Genomic DNA, 18,915 nt, shown 5'->3' on the forward strand with positions numbered 1-18,915 from the left:
ACAAATAAACAATGAAAACCAAATTTTTACAATTATTATTAAGCTGTTTTGTTGTATCCATTTTTGGACAATACAAATTCTTGGATACACCAAAGCTGGATAAAAAAGATCTGGAAAGTACATCTTATGCAAAGAATCCGTCGGAACCGGCAGAAGTACTTTACAAAACGTATCATTATTGGATAGAGTATAACGGACAGATGCATCTTGAAGTTATAAGCCGGGTGAAAATCTATAAAAAAGATCAGGCAGAGAAATTCCTTAATCAGGAAATCTATACTTACATTGGGAAAAACAACAACTCAGAAAAAGTAACCTCACTAAAAGCCACAACTTACAATCTGGAAAACGACAAGATTGTCTCTACTGTTGTGGACAAAAGTTCCAAATACAAATCCAAAGAATCAAAAAACCATTCGGTGACCAAGTTCGCTTTCGAAAATGTAAAAGATGGATCTGTTTTGGAATATAAGTACGAAATCCTATCGCCATTTTATTGGAATGTAGATCGGGTAGCTGTAGAAGATGTTGTTCCAATTCGCAGGTTCGAATATGTTTTTGATTATCCAAGATTTCTTGGTTATAACATCGATTACAAAGGAGAACTTAGTCCGAAACAAAGAGATGTGGCAGAAAGAAATATGTACGGCGGAGAATATTTCACGTACAGATTCGGGTATGATGATATTGCGCCTTACAGAGACGAAAAATATGTTCACAATCTGGGGAATTACAGAACGTCTATAAGAGCAGAGCTCAACTCTTCTAATGTCACAAAAGCGCCGCAGGCATACGACACTTCAGACAGTGGCGGTTTCAAATCCTATGCGGTGACTTGGAAAGATATCCGAAAACAACTCTATGATTCCCAGTATTTTGGAGATGAGCTGAAAAGAAAATCATTGGTGAAAGATTTACTTCCTCAGGATATTAAAAATATTGCAGATTCAGAAGAAAAAGCAGCAGCTATCCTAAAATTTGTTCAGAAAAATTACACTTGGAACAAAAATTACGGTGAAGGTGTGGAGATAGAAGGCGGCATTAGAAACCTTATAAATACCAAAGTCGGAAACTCAGGAGAGATCAATCTTTTGTTAATTATGTTGATGAAATCTGCAGGATTGGAAGCCGAGCCTTTGGTTTTGGCAACCATCAGAAACGGACTATTGATGGATCATTCGCCATCTATTGCTCAGCTCAATTATGTTGTGGCATTTGTGGATATCAAAGGGAAACCATTCCTGTACGATGCGACTTCAAAATTGACCGTTCCTAATATGATTCGCCCATCAGCACTCAATTATGCAGGTTACATTATGACCGAAAAAGAGGCAAAAAAAGTGAATATCTTTCCTCCGGGAAAGAGTACAACTTATCTTACAATCAATGCCAACCTAAATCCAGATGGGACTTTCGAAGGTAATTTTTCCGACAGAGATACCAAATTATATGCATTGATGAACAGTGAGATGTATGAAGAAGACAAATCTACTTTCCAAAAAGAATCTTACAAAGACAGATATACGTTTCCGTTTACAAACATCAAATCTGAGCAGGTAAATGGCAGTGATTTCCAAACCAGTTTTGATTTTAACGCAGACAGTTTCGTGGACGGAATCGGAGGTAAATTAATTTTCAATCCGCTCTTATTTTTGTACAACAAATCCCACGAGTTCGACCAAACAGAAGCTAGACGCTCACCAATCGAACTTTACACTGGTTATGACAAAATCAAAAAAGTGACAATTACTTTACCGGACGGCTATGCTTTCGAAAATGTTCCAAAATCCAAAAAATTCAGAACCGAGGACAATGCAATCCAATACGTTTACAAAGTCACTCAAGAAGGAAATAAACTGACTGTAGAAACCACCACAACAGTTGAAGACCCAGTTTATCCGAAAGAATATTATCCTGCTTTCAAACAGATCTTTGATAATATTACAAAAATGGAAGGCCAAGTTGTAACGGCTGTTAAGAAATAAAAACAAAAATCCCGAGATGTATTTCTCGGGATTTTTTGTCTATCATCTATCAGTCTATTTTCTCTAAGTCTCAAATATAAATCACATCCGTCTTCAAAACCTTCTCTCCAAACTGTTCCAATTTTTCATGATAAAGCGCAACCTGTTTTTGGTCTTTTTCTTTCTCGCTTCCCGTTTTGAAATCCACGATGATGAAGCCATCTTTTGTTTTGATTAATCTATCCGGACGATACGTTTTCGACGTTCCATCTTCCACAGAAAGCATATCTCTTTCGTTGATGATGTTTAGATTTTCTTCAAAATATGATGCGTAATTTTTATCATTAATGATATTTTCAATACGTTCCAAAATCGATTTTTTCTCATCGTTGGTAATTGTGCCTTCCAAAACATAAGAATTCAGAACTTTCAAAACATCTTTTTTAGTTTTGATTTTTGATAGGATCTCGTGCGTGAAAATTCCCATTCGAACGTGTTCCACTCGGTTTTGATAACTTTTGGATGAGGTCGCAATTTCGATATTTGAAGCTTTCTCTGTTTTCTGGGAAATCGAATTGATGTTTTCAGATTGATATTCTTTTTTTTCTTTTCTTTTTTGTTTGATTAATGACTCTGCTGAGGTTTCATAAACATCAAATGAATCTACTAATTCACCATTTTCCACAGGCTGAAATTGCGATGCAAAATCAAACAATTCCAAATGATTCGCAGATTTATTCGGTTTTTCAAGATAGAAAAACAATTGTTCCACAGGTCGCGTTGTCGCCACATATTGAATACAAAAGCGGTCAATTTTATTTCGGTAAGAATTGATCAAATTAAAACCAGCCAATTCCTCATCATACCTTTCCAACTCCGGCGAAAATTGATTCAGAATTACAGTTTTCAGTTCATCTTCGCTTCCCAAATCAAACCATTCCGAGAATTTGCCGTCATTGTTTTTATTTTCCATTGGAATGAAGACGATGGGAAATTCCAAACCTTTCGCTTTGTGAATCGTCATAATCTGAATCGCATCCACATTTTCACTCGCCTGGATACTGATTTTTGAAGCTTCATCATCCCAGTATTTCAGGAATTCTTTCAGCGTTGCGCCCGTGTTTTGCGTGTAATTGTGAAGCATTTCAAGGAAATTCAAAAGGAAATCCGTTTCCTTATTTTCAACCGAAAATTCGTGAACGTAATATTCAATGAAATTATAAAGATTCAATTGCGGAATGTCTTTCTGAATGAGCGTTACATTATATTTTTCATTAATGAAATCCTCAATGTCTTTCTTGTTATCAAACTTTAAAATCTCTTTGATTTCCGAAGTGAAATCCGTCATTGTAATTCTTCCCGAAACATTCAGAAAGTACATCATTTTGACCAAGAACTGACGGTTTTTTGGAACCAGATTCCATTTGAGAAATTCAATTAAAGCTTTTATGGTAAAGGCTAAATCGAGCGTTAAACCTTTCTCGGAAATAGTTTTGATGTAAGTTTCTTTTCCTTTATAATTGACTTTCAGATTTCCCAACAATTGAGAATAATTAAAAATGTCAGAATTGCCTCTGCAAAGAATCGTGATATCGGAAAAATCAAAACCATTGTCCAAACTTTCCTGAATGTCATTCTGCATCTTCGCCACCGTTTCATCATAGAAAATATTCTTGGTCGAGTTTTCCAAAAGATGGATTTTCACGCGACCTTCCAACTTGGATTTTGACTCCTGCAAAGCATTTTCGCCAAAGATTTTCTGATGTTCATCATTCAAATCGCCTGACATAAAATCGTACAACTTGTTATTAAAATCGACAATGTTTTTCGCACTTCGCCAGTTGAAACCAAGGTTTTCAGCCGTTGCAAATTTCGGTGTGATTTCTTTTTTATTAATGATATTGAGCATCAGTTCACTTTCGCCACCACGGAATCTGTAGATACTTTGTTTCGGGTCGCCAACGATGGTAAAACTCGTGTCGTCAGACGTAATGCTGTTGTCCCGAAGCGGAAGGAAATTCTGCCATTGCATCGTAGAAGTATCCTGAAATTCATCAAAGAAATAATGCTGAAACTGAGTCCCAACTTTCTCATAAATGAACGCGGAAGGCTCATTTCGTAGATTTTCATTAATCAAAATATTGAACTTCGAAAGCAAAATCAAATCATTCTCTTCCTCAATTTCCAAAAGCTTTTTCTGAATATCGGCGTTCACTTTCAACGGCAAAATCGCCTGCAGAACTTTTTCTTTTTTCTGAGAATTAATGTACAAATCAATAATTTCTCGTCGCCAAGAAATCAATTGCGGTAAAATATCCTGAATCTCGGCTTGCTTGTGTTTTCCCCTTGTGGAAGCACCTTTTAGAAACGTTTCAATCTTCGAATCTTCGGAAGTTGTCGGGAACGGAAATTTTTTATCCTTGATTTTATGAAACTCGAGAATGTTGACAAAAAAACCACCGATTCCACTTTTTCCACTCGCAAAATCCTCAATCTCGATGTCTTTGTTTTTGATTAATTCCAAAGCTCGTTTTGCAATTTCAAGCGATTCGGATTTTAGATTTTTAATCGTTTCTCTAAGCTCGTTTTTCTTGTTTTCATAAGCTTCCCATTCAAAATCCTTGTTGTCCTGCAAAGGTTTGTAGTGTACATCGCTCACAAATTTCTTTGCCGAATTGTAAAGCGTCTGGTTGAGGTTTACGCGCTCATTATTATCCAAATTATAATTGACGTAATCCATAAACGCATCGGAAACCGTTTCGTCTTCGCCAATCTCGTCCAGCATCTTGTCAACTGCTTCAATCAAATAAGGTTCCGGCTGAATTTCCAAATTGAAGTTCTGGGCCAATCCCAATTCGTAAGAAAAACTCTTTACCAATCGGGAATTGAACTTGTCAATCGTTCCAATATTCAAAGTCGAGTAGTGGTGCAAAATATAATCGAGAACTTTCTTAGAACGGTGATGCAAATCGTCCAACGTCACCTTGTAACCTTGATTTGACAAAGCTCCCTGAATGTTCTTCAAATCCTGATTTTCAGTGTAATTATCTTTTACAAATTCGCCCAGATAGAAGAGGATTCTTTCCTTCATTTCTTTCGCCGCTTTGTTGGTAAAAGTCAATGCCAGAATGGTTCTTATGGAATCTGACTGATTGGGAAATCGAAGGCAAATCATCAGTAAACTCTGAACCAAACGGTAAGTTTTGCCAGAGCCGGCGGAAGCGTTGATTACGGTGTATGAGTTTTGCATCCTTGTATATAGTTAAGGAAGCAATTTACAAAATAGTTTTAAAAAAGTTTAATCAATCTCAACATCATAGTCCAATCGGAAAGATTTTCTGTGATGAATAGTGGGTCCAAATTTTTTCAAACCTTTCTGATGCGTTTTGGTACAATATCCGAAATTGGTATTCCAACCGTAATGTGGAAATTCGTCGTGAAGTTTTATCATCAGATTATCGCGGTAATTTTTTGCGATGATAGACGCGGCGGCGATTGAAAGAAATTTGCTGTCACCTTTGATAATGCAATGATGGGGAATAAAGTTGTATGGATGAAATTTGTTTCCGTCAACTAAAATTAATTCTGGCGGACTTTTCAGTTGATCCAGGGCCAAATGCATCGCGTGTATACTTGCGTTCAAAATATTATGTTGGTCAATAAATTCCGGAGAAAGCTCTGCGATGGCAAAATCGACTGCATTTTCTCTTATGTATAGGTCGAGGTTTTGTCTGGTTTTAAAATTTAACGTTTTAGAATCATTAACTAAATTTTGCTTAAAATTTTTGTCAACTATGACTGCAGCAGCGACTACGGGACCAGATAAGCAGCCTCTGCCGACTTCATCACATCCTGCTTCTATGAGGGAATTTGAGAAATTGTGTATTAACATAAATTAGACTGCGTATTGAGTATGCAATAATAAACTAAGTAATTATAATATTACAGTACTACTGTAGATTTAACTAAAAATTTAGGCAAAAAAAATGTTAAAAGTGTTGTTAATACAGACTTTAATTAAATTTTGATTTTTTTTTTTAAAATAAAATTAACATATTTGTCGTTTAGAATATTAAAAAATTGTTAAGATGAATGTTAAATTAAAAGTTATTGGCGCAGGAGCTATTTTCTTCCTCACCGCCGGTACATTAACGGCTCAACAAGACACTGCTTCTGTAGCGAATATAGAAGAGGTGGTGATTGTAGGCTTTGGGCAGAAGAAAACAGTTCAAGAATTGACTGGATCTACAAGTACTATGACTGCTAAATCTATTGAGGATGTTCCTGTTGCTTCTGTTGATAAAATGTTACAAGGGAGGGTAACAGGGGTTCAAGTTGGAGCAGCATCTGGTCAGCCAGGTGGTTTTGCCAATGTTCGCGTTAGAGGTGTTTCTTCAATCAACGGAGTAACTAGTCCAATTTATATTGTGGATGGAGTGAGAGTTGCTAGTGGTGATTTGACTACTGCAAATACTACTGCAAACATTTTAGCGAATATGAATCCCGATGATGTAGAAAGTATTACGGTTCTTAAAGATGCCGTATCAACTGCTGTTTATGGTGCGGATGCTGGAGCAGGGGTTATTGTAATTACAACAAAATCTGGAAAAAAAGGAAAGGCAAAATTCAATTTATCATATAATACTGGATTCAATCAGCAAGCTGTAAGTAACCACAAGGCTTTTACGGGGCAGGAGTATAAAGAGTATTTGAGAGATATGCTAAATAATGGTGCAACAAATCCTAATTACACTATTGAGCAAATTGCCGGTGGAGCTGCAGGAGCTACTTATGCCAGTATTTTTAGTTCGCCGTACAGTACGGATTGGCAAGATATTGTAAGAAAAGATGGTTATCAACAAAATGCTGATTTGAGTTTGTCGGGAGGTAATGATAAGTTTACTTATTATGCTTCTGTAAACATGTTTGATCAAAATAGTATTATTAGAAATTCATTCTTTAAAAGATTATCTTATACTACTAAATTAACTTATCAAGCAACTGATAAATTAAAGATAAGTTCAGATTTCCAGATTTCGCACGGAAAAACTAGAACTTTGCCAGAGGGTGGAGGATTTGCAAATCCAATCTTAGCCCAATATTTTAATAGACCAACGGATAGAGCAAAAAACCCAGACGGATCTTGGTATTGGAATCCTGCTACTGCAAGGTTAAGTAACAACCAATTTAATCCGGGTTATTTATTAGAGAAAAACTATGAACAGGCAGGAACTCTGAGAGCTTTTGCAAACTTAAATGCTGAGTATAAGATTCTCGATAATTTAACATATCGATTTGTATTTTCTCCAGAGTACGTTAGTGTAGAAGAAGATAGATATTGGAATCCAATTCACGGAGATGGATTTAACTATGGTGGATTTCAAAGAACTTCTGTTAACAGATATTTCAACTTTAACGTTCAAAATATATTAGATTATAGCAAAAAATTTGGTATGCATAATGTTGGAGCATCTTTAATCCAAGAGGCGTACAAGTCTGACAGAAAGTTCTTATCTGCAACAGGTATTACTGTTGGTAGCCCAGCATTAGAAACGTTGTCTAATTTCGTTGTGCCTTATGGCTATGCGGGTAGAAAATTTATCAATTCTAGAAATGGTTATGCCGTAACAGGACATTATGACTATGACAAATTGATTCTAGTGGATGGTTCATACAGAAGAGATATTTTATCTCAGTTTATGCCAGGTAAAAAAGCTGGTGACTTCTGGTCTGTTGGTGTAGGTGTAGATTTGGCAAGAGTTAATTTCCTAAAACAAATTGATGCTATATCTATGTTGAAATTTAGAGGGTCATATGGAAAGTTAGGTAATCAGATTACGGCAAATCCATACGCTTTATTTGCTTATAATCTAAATTACAATGATACTGCTGCTGCACAATATTATAATGTTGATAATCCAAACTTAACTTGGGAGACCGTTAACCCTTTTAATGTTGGGTTAGATATCGGTCTATGGAATGATCGAATTAAACTATCAGCAGAATATTACAGCAAGAAAACAAATGACCTAATTTATAATGTCCCTCTTTCTCCATCACAAGGAGGTGTTATCTACAATGAAAATGCTGGTACTTACACGTATGGAGCAATGGTAGATAATGTTGGAACATTAGTTAATAGAGGATTTGAATTTTCTGTGAATGCAGATATTTTCAGAGGAGACTTTAACTGGAGTATTGGTGGTAATTTGTCAACTTTGAAAAATGAAATTACTGAGTTGTATGGAGGTACTGTTAATACAGGAACTACAACTTTGAGAGTAGGTGAAGGTGTTCGTACTTTCTATCTTAGAAAATGGGCGGGTGTTGATGCCGCAAACGGTGATCCGCTATGGTATGTAAATGGTGTAGGTGGCGAAACAACTAATGATTACAATAAAGCTCAGCAAGCGACACAAGGATCATTCCTAAGTACACTTTTCGGTGGGGCTAACACAAGTTTATCTTATAAAGGATTCTCATTAGATCTACTATTTACTTACGGTTTTGGCGGAAAAATATATGATGATTGGTCTTCTTACACTTGGAGTGATGGACAATATACAGCAACATACCCAGGGTATGGAGATGTAATGGGAGATTATTGGACACCTACTAATACTAACGTGAACAACCCTAAGCCACTAGCTGGCGGTAATAAAAGATCAAATGCAGCTTCAACAAGATTCTTGTATGATTCTGATTTCATAAGATTAAGTAATGCTAGATTAGGATATACTTTTAACGGTTCTTTCCTTAATGGTAGTGGTCTTAATTCCGTACAAGTATATATTATGGCAAACAACGTTTGGACTCACAGGTTTGATGATAGACTTAAATTTGACCCTGAAGTTAATGTGTCCGGTTATACCAACCTTGCATTGCCAATCTTAAAATCTTACCTTTTTGGTGTTAACCTTAGTTTCTAAAATGATTAAATTGAATAAAATGAATAAAATAATAAAAACAGGAATTCTTGCAGCTGTTATTGGAACCGGATTGGTATCTTGTTCTGATGATTTTGTGGATAGAGAGTTTTATCAGGAAGTACAACAAGGTCCTTTGAAATCTACACAGGAGATGCAATCTTTTGTAAGAGGTGCATATGTATCGATGCGTAATACACAGTATTATGGAGCTGATTTTCTTGCTTATGCAGAAATTAGATCAGATGAGATGTACAGTACTTTGCAAGGAGGATATTATACAAATGTTTACAATTACACGCAGGTTTCCAATGATCCTTATGCAAGAGATACATATAACAGAATTTATGAGGTAGTTGGTAAAGCCAATATTGTTATTAATTCTGACATTAATGCATTACAAGGGACAGCTGCAGATAAGTCAACAGCAACATTTGCACAAGGACAAGCCTATGGTTTAAGAGCAATTGCTTTTTTTGACGCTTTCAGAATCTATGGACAAAAATACATTCCAAATGGAACTTTGGGAATTGTTTTACCGCTGAAATATGATCCTAAGGCTTTGATGCCAAGAGCAACTATAGCTGAAACAGAGGCGCAAATTGATGCAGATTTTACAAAAGCGCTTCAGCTAATGAGCACTGGTACAGCTTACTCAAATACTAAAGCAGATCTTTCCGTAAATGCACTTAAAGGAATGATGTCAAGATATTATTTGTACAAAGGTGATTATGCAAAAGTTAGGTCGCTAACCAATGATTTAATTGGAAAATATAGCGTTATTGATGCGGGCTTGCATCAAGTTTCTTTTAGGTTTTTAATGAACGGAGCGGCACCTAACTCTATTTTTGAATTGGCAGTAGGTATTAATGCATCACTTTCTACTGGATCTTACAGACAAAGACTAAATCCATTAGGATACGGTAATATTGTGGTTTCTACATCTGCTTATAACTCTTATGCAAGCAATGATATAAGAAGGAATTTAATAAGTACATCGGGCACAATAAGATATTTGTCTAGTAATAGTAATGATGGCACGGGTAAATATACTAATGCTGTAGGTGCTGATAATATCAAAATGCTTCGTTACGAAGAAATTTTACTAAACGGTATTGAAGCTGAATTAAATGGTGGAGATCCTGCAAAAGCACTGTCTTATTATAGACTTATTATAGCACAACGACTATCACCAATTCCGAGACTTGATTCAAACGGAAATCCAGTTATAGACAATGATGGAAATCCAGTAATGGATACGGGGCAAGATCAAGCTAATAAGATTACTTCTGTAACCTTGCCTATGCTTAAAGCCGAAAGAATGAAGGAACTTTTAGGAGAAGGTCTTCGTCAGTGGGATTTAAGAAGATGGGGAGATCCGATTGCAAGACCATCTGTAGCACCTACAGATCCAAACTTGAATGCATTCCCAATTCCAAGATCGGAAACTGATATTGCAGGAACTCCTGTATTACCAAATCCAGGATATGATAATTCATTGTAATTAATAATTCATAATAAATATAGAGCCACCAAATTTTTGGTGGCTCTATTTATTATATCAACATATTATATTTATATTTGTAAAAGACAAGTTTATATTTTTATGAGAAAGATAGTTGTAACAATATTTTTGTTTTCACAGACATTTATTTTAGCACAAGTTGGAAATGAGAATGTTTCATTTTCGACAGGTAATTTTTTCACGAGAGCTAACCGCCCTTCAACAAAAGAACATATTATAGATGGGATACCATATCCTAACGGAAAACAATTTGACAAAGTAGCCATCGATGGTTACGGTAAGAATGTGCAAAATCTCCGTTATAATGCGTATGATGATGAAATGGAATTTCAAGAAAAAGAACAGACTTACTATACAAATAAAGAAGAGGGAATTAAAATACTTTTTCCATCATTGAAAAAAACTTATGTTTCTTCAAATTATGTTGTTGAGGGAAAAAGTAAATTTGGTTATTTGGTATTATTAATAGAAAATTCTAAATATTCTTTGTATAAGAGGGAAAAAATAGAGTTGTTAAAAGGAGAGAAAAGTCCCAGTGCTTTTGGTAAAGATGCTAATGACTATTATGCAAAAGAAAAAGATCTCTATTTAATTAAAAAAGATAGTATTTTTATTAAATTTCCTAAAAACTCAAAAGATTTTATAGAGCAATTTGATTTAAACAAATCTGAGTTTGAAAGTTTTGCTAAAAGTAGTAAAGTCAATTTTTCAAAAGAAGAAAGTTTAATAAAACTGGTTGATTATCTTAATCAAGTCAAATAATAAAAAATTATCCGATTCCGGGTCATTTTTTATTTGGACTAATTCTTCTTTGACTAATCAATTAGATAAATTAATAAAAAACTATTTAACGCTTTTATGGTCTTGCATATTTAAAAACTTTTTTGTCTTGGTAATAAGGAATTTTTTATAAATAATAATAAATTATTGTGTAGAACACTTTGTTGTGCTTTTTATATAGACTTTATTTCATAAATCCTTTTTTTCTTAAATAATTGGATAAATAACCTATATGTATTATGCTTTGAATAGTTTTTATCTAAAATTTAACATATTGAAATTAACAATTATTAACAATTTATGTTGGTTATGTTAATAAAGTTTTGCAAATTTGTTTATTGAAAAATTTGATTTGATATGAAAAAATTAACAACAAGCGTGTTAGCGGTAGTTCTATCATCGTCTTTTGCAGTAGTTTCTGCACAAACGGTCCAAGACTCAGCGAAGACACAAGATATCGAGGGCGTTGTAGTAACGGCTTTGGGTATCAAGAGAGAAAAAAGAGCCTTAGGTTATTCCACTACTGAGGTGAAGGGAGATCAAGTCTCTGCTGTTCCTATCGCCAATGTTTCCGACGCATTAGCTGGACAAGTTGCAGGTCTTAACATTCAGCAGTCTGGAACAATGGGAGGTTCTACGAATATGATTATTAGGGGGACTAAGTCACTTCTTGGTAACAATCAAGCGTTGGTAGTAGTAGATGGAACTCCAATTAATAATGAAACCTATAATCAAGCCAGTATTGGATCTGGAGTAGGAGCTTACGATTATTCCAATGGGATGGCGGATATCAATCCTAATGATATCGAGAGTGTAAACGTATTAAAAGGCGCAGCAGCAAGTGCTTTGTATGGCTCAAGAGGTATGAATGGAGTGATTATGATCACAACAAAAAAAGGGAAAAGAAGCCAAAAAATTGGTGTTGAGTTTAACAGTTCAACAACATTAGGCTTTGTAGATAAGACTACTTTGCCTAAGTATCAAAACCAATATGGTGGTGGATATACTGGTGATTCTTTTTATCCTGGTAGCATAGATATTAATGGTGATGGTACTCCAGATAATGTTGTTTATACTTATGATGATGCATCATTTGGTTCCGCATTTGATCCTAATATGATGGTGTACAATTGGGATTCTCAATATCCTCAATTACCGGGTTATTTAAAGCCAACCCGTTTTGTTGCGGGTAGAGATCCTAATATGATATGGAATACAGCTGCGACATATCAAAATGCAGTCGCATTTTCTGGTGGAAATGATAAGGGTAAATTCAGAATGGGATATACTAATTTCCTACAGGATGGAGCACTTGTCAACAGTAATATTACCAAAAACTCGATAGACTTCTCGGCTGATTATAATTTCACAGAAAAATTAAATGTTTTCGGAAATATATCTTATGTTAATACACGAGGTAGAGGTAGAGTTTTAACAGGTTATGATTCTAGAAATCCAATGCAGACATTTAGACAATGGTGGAACACTTCTGTAGATATGGATAGACAAAGAGAGGCATACAATTTAACAGGACAAAATACAACTTGGAATATTAAAGATTATAGAACTCAAGCAATTGGCTATGCGGATAACTATTTCTTTAATCGTAATCAAAATTACCAAACAGATAGACGTAACCGTTACTTCGGAAATTTTGGTGTAAATTATAAATTTACAGATTGGTTAAGTGTTTTAGGAAGATATACTTTTGATACATTTGACGAACTGAGAGAAGAAAGAGTTGCAATCGGATCTTCAAGTGAGCAAGGACGTCTAGCGCATGGAGGTAAAGGTGAATACTATTTTATGAATCATAAAGTTGCGGAGACAAATTATGACTTTATAATTAATATAGACAAGGATTTTGGCGGAGATTTTAACCTTAATGCTAATTTAGGAGCTAATTTGAGAGTCAATAAAAGGTACGGTAATTCTGCTGTAACAAATGGAGGTCTTAAAATTCCAGGTCTTTATTCTATAACAAATACTGCACAACCATTAACTGAAACTAATGTCACAGATTTCGATATTAATAAAAAAGTAGATGGTATTTTTGCTCAAGCAAGTTTAGGATATAAGAATATGTTGTTCGTAGATGGATCGGTAAGAAGAGATAGATCTTCTGCACTTCCAGTAGGAAACAATAGCTATACCTATTATTCTGGATCTACTAGTTTTGTATTTTCAGAATTATTTGCAAACAAGGATATAGTCAACTTTGGTAAGTTGAGATTTAACTATGCAGAGGTTGGTAATGATACAGATCCTTACCAATTGTATAATACTTATACGCTTAATGCGGCTTTTAATGGTTCTTACAATGCTTCTGCTCCACAAGTAACTGCTAATAACAATCTTAAACCAGAAAGAATGTCAGAATTAGAAGCTGGTTTAGAGATGGCATTTTTTAGAAACAGATTAAGTTTTGATGTTTCTGTTTATAAATCTAAAACTAGAGATTTGATAACATCTACAGATATTTCTTCGGGATCTGGATTCACTAGTGCTTGGCTTAATTCTGGAGATATTGAAAATAAAGGTATTGAAGCAAGACTGACTGTTGTTCCAGTTAAAACTCCTAATTTTAAATGGGAGCTAACCGCCAACTGGGCAACTAATAAAAATACTGTAACACGTATCTACGGAGATACAGAATTTTTACCATTTGGGTCAATGTGGAACGTTGCTACGGGTGGAATGTTAGGCGAATCAACAGGAACAATTAGAGGGACAAATTTTGTTTATCTTAATGGACAAAAAGTTGTTGGAGAAGATGGTAAATATCTTGTAAGTGAAAGCTCTACGGATATTATTGGAGATGCTGTTCCAGATTGGAGAGGGGGTATCCAAAATACAATTAGTTACAAAAACTTTAGTTTAAGTTTCTTAATTGATATTAAGAAAGGTGGTGATATCTACTCTCAGGATATGGCGTTTGGATTGGCAACAGGTTTATACCAAGAAACTGCTGGGAACAATGAGTTAGGTAATCCAATTAGAAATTCAATTGCTAATGGTGGGGGTATACTATTACCAGGAGTAAAAGCTGATGGAACACCAAATGATATTCGAGCAGATTTCTCAGATTCAAATAATCCATACGGCTACTACGGAGGTAGTGGTGGAGAACAAGCAGCAGAAGCTACCCATGTGTATGATGGATCTTTTGTAAAACTAAGAAATGTAACTTTATCATATAGGCTTCCAAAAGAAACTTTTGGCAACTCTCGTATTCAAGGGATGACTTTATCTCTTATAGGTCGAAATCTATGGATTATTCATAAAAATACACCATATACAGATCCAGAAGCAGGTATGTCTGCGGGTAATGCAATAGGTTTTCAGAGTGGAGCGCACCCAGCATTTCGTGAAATTGGTGCTAGTATAAAAGTTGAATTTTAAATTAGAAAAAATGAAAAAATTAATTATAGCAATAGCAGCATTTTCTTTATTCGCTTGTTCGGATGATGATTATGCAAATTTAAATACTGATCCAAAAAATCCATCATTTGTTCCGGGTAATTTTCTTTACACCAATGGTGTTAAAAGACTTTTTGATCAAATGGGTAGTACAAGTGTAAACAATAATATATTTAGACTTGTTGCTCAACATTGGACAGAGACTCAATATGTTACTGAAACAAATTATAATATCCGCAACAGGGCTATTCCCGATACCTATTGGACTAGACTTTATACCGATGTTCTTTATGATTTGAAAAAAGCTAAAGAGGCTGTTAATCAAGATCCTTCTTTATTGGCTGGTCAAAAGAAAAATCAAGATGCTGCTATTACAATTGTAGAAGTAGTTGCTTGGCAGCAGTTGGTAGATACATTTGGGAACGTTCCTTATTCTCAAGCACATCTTGGGACTGAGAATACAGCTCCTGCTTATGACGACGCCTTAACAATTTACAAAGATCTTTTGTTAAAAGTAAATACAGCTTATAGTAATTTTGATACTGCTTCTAAGGCTTTTGATAATGATTTTATTTATTCAAATAATATTGCTAAATGGAAAAAGCTGGCCGCTTCTTTACAATTCAGGCTTGCAATGAGATTAGCAGATGCTGATCCTGCATTATCAAAACAACAAGCTGAAAATGCAATTTCTAAAGGGTTGTTTTCTTCTAATGCAGATAATTTTACGTTAAGTTATGAAAATAACAATGTTAATGCAAATCCTCTTTATGCTGATCTTGTACTTAGTGGACGTCAAGATTTTTTACCGTCAGATACATTTGTAGATTATTTAAATGATCTGGAAGATCCTAGAAGAACCGTTTATTTTGATAATAATAAAACGCCCTACATAGGTGGTGTTTATGGAGACTTTAACAACTACTCTGCATTTACGCATATTGGAAAGGTATTTTTCACACCAGATTTGAAAGGAGATCTTCTTGATTTTTCTGAGATTTCATTTTTAATGGCAGATGCAAAGGAAAGAGGATATAATGTTCCTTTGACTGCGGAGCAATATTACAATCAAGGAATTACAGCAAGTATGGAATATTGGGGATTATCTGCTGAAGATATTACTACTTATTTAGCTAGACCTAATGTAAATTATGCAACAGCTTCTGGTAATTGGAAAGAAAAAATTGGTAAACAATTTTGGATTGCGATGTATAATAGAGGAATAGAAGCTTGGACAGCGTGGAGAATGTATGATGCTCCAGGACTTAGACTTCCAGTTGCTACAGGTAACTCTGTTCCTAATAGATTTACATATCCTGTGAGAGAGTCTAGACTTAATGCTTCTAATCTTGAGCAAGCATCTCAAGCTATTGGAGGTGATAACCAGCAAACTAAACTATTTTGGGATAAAAACTAAACTTAGTTTTCATTCTAAATATCAAAACCCGCATCTTGCGGGTTTTTTTATGTCTGAAATTTTCATCAAAAAACACCTGAGAAAATCTTCTCAGGGGTTTGTATTATTATAATTAAGTACTTGAAAAATAAGTAAAAGTTTTTAAGCCAATCGCCAAAAGCTAATTGCTATGAGTGATTTTTACTTACCGAATAATCCACCACCCATTCCTGGCATATTCGGCATTTTGCTCATCATTTGCATCATTTGTTTACCTTGAGGGCCTTGCATCATTTTCATCATTTTCCCCATTTGGTCAAATTGTTTCATTAATGCATTTACGTCTTCTAATTTTCTTCCAGCACCTTTCGCAATTCTTTGTTTTCTTGAAACATTGATGATAGAAGGTCTTCTTCTCTCATCTGGCGTCATAGAATGGATGATAGCTTCAATGTGTTTGAAAGCATCGTCATTGATGTCCACATCTTTGATCGCTTTCCCAACACCTGGGATCATTCCCATTAGGTCCTTCATATTACCCATCTTTTTGATCTGATTGATCTGCTTCAAGAAATCATCAAAACCAAATTCATTCTTAGCAATTTTCTTATGAAGTTTCTTCGCTTCCTCTTCATCAAATTGTTCCTGAGCTCTTTCCACCAAAGACACAACATCTCCCATTCCAAGGATTCTGTCCGCCATCCTTTCCGGATAGAAAAGATCTAGGGCTTCCATTTTTTCTCCAGTTGAGATAAATTTGATTGGCTTCTCTACAACAGAACGAATCGTCAAAGCGGCTCCACCTCGCGTATCACCATCTAACTTAGTAAGAACAACACCGTCAAAGTTTAGCGTATCATTAAACGCTTTCGCCGTATTCACCGCATCCTGACCCGTCATAGAATCTACAACGAACAAAGTCTCATTCGGTTGGATTGTGCTATGAACTGACTTGATCTCGATCATCATCTGCTCATCAATCGCCAAACGTCCAGCCGTATCCACTATCACTGTATCAAAACCATTCGATTTTGCGTAGTTGATTGCGTTGGATGCGATAGAAGTTGGATTTTTATTTTCAAGTTCCGTATAAACTTCAACATTGATTTGTCCACCAAGAACTTTCAGCTGATCGATTGCCGCAGGTCTGTAAACATCACAAGCCACCAAAAGTGGTTTCTTGCTTCGTTTTTGTTTCAGGTAATTTGCCAATTTTCCGGAGAAAGTCGTTTTACCAGAACCTTGAAGTCCAGCAATCAAAATAACACTTGGTTTCCCAGAAAGGTTGATTCCTTCTTGGCTTCCACCCATCAATTCCACCAATTCGTCGTGAACGATTTTCGTCATCAATTGTCCTGGCGTAAGAGAAGTGAGAACATTTTGTCCCAGCGCTTTATCTTGCACGCGTTTCGTTAGGTCCTTTGCAACTTTGTAGTTCACATCGGCATCTACGAGTGCACGTCGGATTTCTTTTACAGTTTCTGCAACGTTGATCTCAGAGATCTTTCCGCGACCGGAAATATTATGAAGCGCCTTATCTAGCTTATCTTGTAAACTGTTGAACATAACTTTGTGTAATATATTAAGGTTGCAAAAATAAGAAAATTTAAGCAAAGGGAACAGAGTCAGTCATCACTTATCAATCAACATTTATCATTTATTTTATTTGACTCCGTCGAACCTGAAGGTTTGGGCAGCTATTTCCGTCTTCCGCTCCCAATCTTTTTTGCAGACGATTTCCTTTTCAATAGAACCCGAGTTCACGCAAAAAAGGATTTCCGCTCAAGCCGGGCTGCAGATTCAATATAAAACGAACTTTGTCTAAATGTATAATGTTTGTTTTTTAAACTCGGTTCGATTTAGGAATTTTAAATTAAAAAGAAAGCCTTGTAAAGGCGACCTGTTAATAGAAATAAATTGACCAATGATAATCTAAGCTCCAGAGGAGCGACCTATAAAGACATTCATTTTTAATTTAAATATAAAAATAGTATTTCTTCAGATTGCTTTAATTATTTTAAGATCAGTATTACACAGATGTATTCATTGAAATATATTTTGATTTCCCAAATGCTTTTAACAGGTCGCTCCTACGGAGCTTTGCGTGTCGTGATCATTGGTTTCTATTAACGGTTCACCGCTCTGCGGTTTTAAATTTACGATAATATTCTTAACAAGATTTAGATCAACTAATCTTCTTTTCAAAACATCGAATCATAATCTTCCATCTTCCAACCTCAGACTTCAAACTTAAAATGTTTACTTTTGCAAAAATCAAATTTTGGAAGACAAACAAAACAATCCTTCGAATGCATTGCGGAAATATGGGAAATATTCTTCCGTGGTTTTCCAGATGTTGTTCATCATTGGGATTTCATTTTGGGGTGGACATCAGTTGGACCTGTATTTCGAAACCGGCTCCAATGTTTTGGTTTTGGTCATTGGACTCAGCGGACTTTGTCTTTCATTATACACAACATTGAAGAGACTCGAAATTTTAAATAAAGAAGAAGAAAATGAAAAACAAAAGTAACATCGTCATCAGTGTCATATTTTTCTTAACATTCATTATTCATTTCGCGATTTGGAAGTTCGTTTTCCATTTGGAAGAAGTCACAATCATCAAGTTTTATCTCTTCCTGAGCGTTATTTTTATGATGATGATTACGTTGCTTTTGATTATCAATAGGACAGTTCCTCAGTTTCTGGGAATGTCTGTCTTGGGACTTATTTTGGTTAAATTCGGCTTGATGTATTTGATTAAAAATAAGCTTCATTTTGATGAGATTCCCAATTTCAAATTCCATTTTATCATTCCATATTTTGTTCTAACTGCGTTGCTAACGTACTATGCGATACAGTTAATTAATTATGACAAAAAACAGTAAAATTATTCTTCCAAAG

11 protein-coding genes are annotated in these 18,915 nt (G+C 35.1%); 8 read left to right on the forward strand and 3 right to left on the reverse strand.

The features are described from left to right. The first annotated feature begins 11 nt into the window (after nucleotides 1–11). On the forward strand, nucleotides 12–1,985 hold the full coding sequence (locus tag B0I22_RS00555) for a transglutaminase family protein (RefSeq protein ID WP_133942667.1): 1,974 nt from the start codon (nucleotides 12–14) through the stop codon (nucleotides 1,983–1,985). 70 nt (nucleotides 1,986–2,055) lie between these two features. Here the strand turns inward: B0I22_RS00555 and B0I22_RS00560 are convergent, their stop codons facing one another. Together B0I22_RS00560 and B0I22_RS00565 are read right to left on the reverse strand one after the other, a co-directional pair. Next, on the reverse strand, nucleotides 2,056–5,214 hold the full coding sequence (locus B0I22_RS00560; protein WP_133942668.1) for a UvrD-helicase domain-containing protein: 3,159 nt from the start codon (nucleotides 5,212–5,214) through the stop codon (nucleotides 2,056–2,058). A gap of 48 nt (nucleotides 5,215–5,262) precedes the next feature. Further along, nucleotides 5,263–5,856: a ribonuclease HII gene (locus tag B0I22_RS00565; protein WP_133942669.1), complete on the reverse strand. Its 594-nt coding sequence runs from the start codon at nucleotides 5,854–5,856 to the stop codon at nucleotides 5,263–5,265. Between the two features lie 196 nt (nucleotides 5,857–6,052). Here B0I22_RS00565 and B0I22_RS00570 point away from each other — a divergent pair, with 196 nt between their 5' ends. From B0I22_RS00570 to B0I22_RS00590, 5 genes are all read left to right on the forward strand, one after another. Continuing rightward, nucleotides 6,053–8,893, forward strand: coding sequence for a SusC/RagA family TonB-linked outer membrane protein (locus B0I22_RS00570; protein WP_133942670.1), 2,841 nt, complete (start codon nucleotides 6,053–6,055; stop codon nucleotides 8,891–8,893). Between the two features lie 19 nt (nucleotides 8,894–8,912). Then, on the forward strand, nucleotides 8,913–10,394 hold the full coding sequence (locus tag B0I22_RS00575) for a RagB/SusD family nutrient uptake outer membrane protein (RefSeq protein WP_166668147.1): 1,482 nt from the start codon (nucleotides 8,913–8,915) through the stop codon (nucleotides 10,392–10,394). 102 nt (nucleotides 10,395–10,496) lie between these two features. Then, nucleotides 10,497–11,177 (forward strand): hypothetical protein, encoded by a 681-nt coding sequence (locus B0I22_RS00580; RefSeq protein ID WP_246022119.1) that lies wholly within the window; start codon nucleotides 10,497–10,499, stop codon nucleotides 11,175–11,177. A 375-nt stretch (nucleotides 11,178–11,552) separates the two neighbouring features. Beyond that, on the forward strand, nucleotides 11,553–14,597 hold the full coding sequence (locus B0I22_RS00585; RefSeq protein ID WP_133942672.1) for a SusC/RagA family TonB-linked outer membrane protein: 3,045 nt from the start codon (nucleotides 11,553–11,555) through the stop codon (nucleotides 14,595–14,597). Nucleotides 14,598–14,607: 10 nt separating this feature from the next. After that, nucleotides 14,608–16,032 (forward strand): SusD/RagB family nutrient-binding outer membrane lipoprotein, encoded by a 1,425-nt coding sequence (locus B0I22_RS00590; RefSeq protein WP_133942673.1) that lies wholly within the window; start codon nucleotides 14,608–14,610, stop codon nucleotides 16,030–16,032. 180 nt (nucleotides 16,033–16,212) lie between these two features. Here the strand turns inward: B0I22_RS00590 and ffh are convergent, their stop codons facing one another. Next, complete coding sequence (gene ffh / locus B0I22_RS00595) at nucleotides 16,213–17,577, reverse strand: signal recognition particle protein (RefSeq protein WP_133942674.1); 1,365 nt, start codon at nucleotides 17,575–17,577, stop codon at nucleotides 16,213–16,215. 715 nt (nucleotides 17,578–18,292) lie between these two features. Here ffh and B0I22_RS00600 point away from each other — a divergent pair. Both B0I22_RS00600 and B0I22_RS00605 read left to right on the forward strand, forming a co-directional pair. After that, entirely contained in the window at nucleotides 18,293–18,544 is a 252-nt protein-coding gene (locus B0I22_RS00600) for an AtpZ/AtpI family protein (RefSeq protein ID WP_133942675.1), read from the forward strand. Next, a complete protein-coding gene (locus B0I22_RS00605) occupies nucleotides 18,528–18,899 on the forward strand; it encodes a hypothetical protein (RefSeq protein ID WP_133942676.1) in 372 nt (123 codons plus the stop codon). Before B0I22_RS00600 ends, B0I22_RS00605 begins: the two co-directional genes overlap by 17 nt. Nucleotides 18,900–18,915: the final 16 nt, after the last annotated feature.

The sequence above is a fragment of the Epilithonimonas xixisoli genome, assembly GCF_004365655.1.
GTDB classification, from domain to species: Bacteria; Bacteroidota; Bacteroidia; order Flavobacteriales; family Weeksellaceae; genus Epilithonimonas; species Epilithonimonas xixisoli.